General features: G+C 67.6%; 3 protein-coding genes and 1 tRNA gene. 2 read left to right on the top strand and 2 right to left on the bottom strand.

Going from position 1 to position 2,680, the window contains the following annotated elements; translation table 11 throughout:
• Positions 1–505 (bottom strand): ABC transporter substrate-binding protein (locus tag I5I_RS07410; protein ID WP_441295538.1); only part of this gene is annotated, 505 nt, incomplete at its 3' end.
• Between the two features lie 135 nt (positions 506–640).
• Between I5I_RS07410 and I5I_RS07415 the strand changes: the two genes are divergently transcribed.
• Positions 641–1,072 carry a MarR family winged helix-turn-helix transcriptional regulator gene (locus I5I_RS07415; protein WP_036318181.1) on the top strand — a complete coding sequence of 144 codons (432 nt, stop codon included), beginning with the start codon at positions 641–643 and terminating at the stop codon, positions 1,070–1,072.
• On the top strand, positions 1,069–2,304 hold the full coding sequence (locus I5I_RS07420; RefSeq protein ID WP_036318182.1) for an MFS transporter: 1,236 nt from the start codon (positions 1,069–1,071) through the stop codon (positions 2,302–2,304). Before I5I_RS07415 ends, I5I_RS07420 begins: the two co-directional genes overlap by 4 nt.
• Before the next feature lie 197 nt (positions 2,305–2,501).
• Here I5I_RS07420 and I5I_RS07425 read toward each other — a convergent pair.
• Positions 2,502–2,573: transfer RNA gene (locus tag I5I_RS07425), tRNA-Lys, on the bottom strand.
• Positions 2,574–2,680 lie beyond the last annotated feature (107 nt).

Genomic DNA, 2,680 nt, shown 5'->3' on the forward strand with positions numbered 1-2,680 from the left:
GACGACCGCTGCGGAACGTGTAGGGGTTGACANCGGTGAGTGCATCCGCAGCGGCCGGTCCCGAGATGAAGAGGACCTTGTTCTGCCCCGCCTGCTCGGCGACCGCGGCGGCGACACCCGAAGAGGCGCTGCCGGCAAGGATGTTCACCCCTTGTCCGATGAGCTCCCTCGCCACGCCGACGGCCGTGTCGGGGTCGCCCGCGTCGTCGCGGTAGTCGACGGTGATCTTGGTGCCGTTCACCTCATTGGAGCCGTCAGTGGCGTAGTCGAGACCTGCTTTGAAGCCGTCGAGATACTGCTTGCCGTAGCTGGCGAGCGGGCCCGTCTCGCTCGTCACCACCCCGACAGTGACGTCCGCGGGTCCGCCACCGGCGGTCGCCGCTCCACTGGTCGTCGCGTCCTGCGGCGCGCACGCCGACAGTGCGAGAGCCGTCGTCGCGACGACGGCCACAAAACTCGCGTGGAGCAACTTCTTCGTAACCCGCATGTGCGTACCTTTCACCATTGGAAGGAATACCTGAGAACTGATTCAGGTACTGCAATCATCTTCAGGCGACGGCGCGTTGTCAAACCTCACCCCCCGACGGGACGGTCACGATCCCATAACCCCTTTTGCATACCGGCGGTATATACTCTTGGTATGCATCATTCCGACGACATTCTGCGACTGCTGCTCGGCGCGCACGCCCTGACACGGGTGGCCGCGCTGGACACCCGCACCGAAGCCCCCTCCGCCCAATGGCGCACGCTCGTGCTCCTGCGCGACCACGGCCCGCTGCGCATCGGCGACCTGGCGACGCTTTCGCGCGTCACGCAGCCCGGTATGACACGGCTGGTCGCACAGATGGCCGACGCCGGGCTCCTCGAGCGAACCGTCGATCCCGACGACTCGCGCGCGACCCTCGTCTCGGCGACGGATGCCGGGATGACGGCCCTCGAGGAGTGGCTGGGCGTTCTGAGCTCCGCGCTCGCGCCGCGCTTCGCCGACCTGGACGAGGACGAGTGGCGCACCATCCGCCGCGCCGCAGACATCGTCAACGCGCGCACTCGCGTCGCGGAGGTGGCTCGATGAACAACGCCTCCACGTCCCACAAGGTCAGCATCTGGCGCCAGCCGGCGCAGGTCTGGGCGGTCGCCTTCGCGTGCGTCATCGCCTTCATGGGAATCGGCCTGGTCGATCCGATCCTGCCCGCCATCGCGGAGTCGCTGCAGGCGAGCCCCGTGGAGACCGAGCTGCTCTTCACGAGCTATCTCGTCGTCACCGGACTCGCGATGCTCGTCACGAGCTGGATCTCCTCCCGCATCGGCACGAAGGCGACCCTCCTGATCGGCCTCGGCCTCATCGTCGTGTTCGCACTGCTGTGCGCCGTGTCGGGAAGCGTCGATGCGGTCATCGGCTTCCGCGCCGGGTGGGGCCTCGGCAATGCCCTGTTCATCTCCACCGCACTGGCCACGATCGTGGGTGCAGCATCCGGCGGCAGCGCGGCGGCGATCATCCTCTACGAGGCGGCCCTCGGACTGGGCATCGCGATCGGCCCGCTGCTGGGCGGCATCCTGGGCGAGCTCAGCTGGCGCGGGCCGTTCTTCGGCGTCGTGGCGCTGATGGCGATCGCCTTCGTGGCGGTGCTCGTTCTGCTGCGTGGCGGCGAGGAGAAGCGGACGCCCGTGAAGCTCTCCGCCCCCTTCCAGGCGCTTCGCCAGCCCGCGTTGGCGGTGCTCGCGATCGCGGCCCTCTTCTACAACATCGGCTTCTTCGTCCTGTTGGCCTTCTCGCCGTTTCCGCTCGGCTTCGGTGCGATGGGCATCGGCCTGACCTTCTTCGGCTGGGGCGTGGCCCTCGCGATCACGAGCGTGTGGATCGCCCCGATCCTGCTGCGCCGACTGTCGCGCAGTACGGCGATGCTCATCGTGCTTCCCCTGCTCGCGATCGACCTCTTCGCGGCCGCGGTCGTGGTGGGATCCGCCGCGGGACTGGTGATCTGCATCATCGTCGGCGGTCTGCTGCTGGGTCTCATGAACACGATCCTCACGGAGTCGGTGATGGAGGCGACCGACCTGCCTCGATCGGTGGCATCGTCGGCGTACTCCGCCGTCCGCTTCCTCGGCGGGGCGGCCGCTCCCCCGATCGCCGCCGCTCTGTGGCACGCGTTCAACGCCTCCGTACCGTTCGTGTTCGCCGGCATCTCCGTGTTGGTGTCGGCCGCGACGATCCTGATCGGGCGACGGGCGCTCGCGCGCATCGACGCACACGATGCGGATGCCGCGGAGGAGGCCGCCGCAGTGCTCGTGGGCGACGCGGCGTAGGCCGTCCTCACCCGAGCTCGGGGAAGGTCAGGGCAGCGTGGGGACAGCTCGGGAGGAGATTTCGCCCCGGGAGGAGCGCAATGGCGCGTTCATCCTCCCGGGGTGATTTCTCCTCCCGAGCTGCGTGCGGCGAGGCCGGCAGCAACGACGACGAAGGCCCGGACCGTGATCACTCACGGTCCGGGCCTTCGCTTCGGTGCACCCCCTGGGACTCGAACCCAGAACCCACTGATTAAGAGTCAGTTGCTCTGCCGATTGAGCTAGGGTGCGTTCCGTCGGCCGCTGAATCTCTCGAGAAGATCACTGGCGAACCGAGGGACAACGTTACCATCCCGAACGTCACGACTCTAGAGGATCCCCGGGTCCGAGCTCGAAT

Origin of the sequence: Microbacterium sp. B24 (assembly GCF_000333415.1) — a bacterium.
Taxonomy (GTDB): domain Bacteria; phylum Actinomycetota; class Actinomycetes; order Actinomycetales; family Microbacteriaceae; genus Microbacterium.

Excerpts from the sequence above, each read along its gene's own strand:
- I5I_RS07415 (WP_036318181.1), top strand. The coding sequence starts at position 641 with ATGCATCATTCCGACGACATTCTGCGACTGCTGCTCGGCGCGCACGCC.
- I5I_RS07420 (WP_036318182.1), top strand. The coding sequence starts at position 1,069 with ATGAACAACGCCTCCACGTCCCACAAGGTCAGCATCTGGCGCCAGCCG.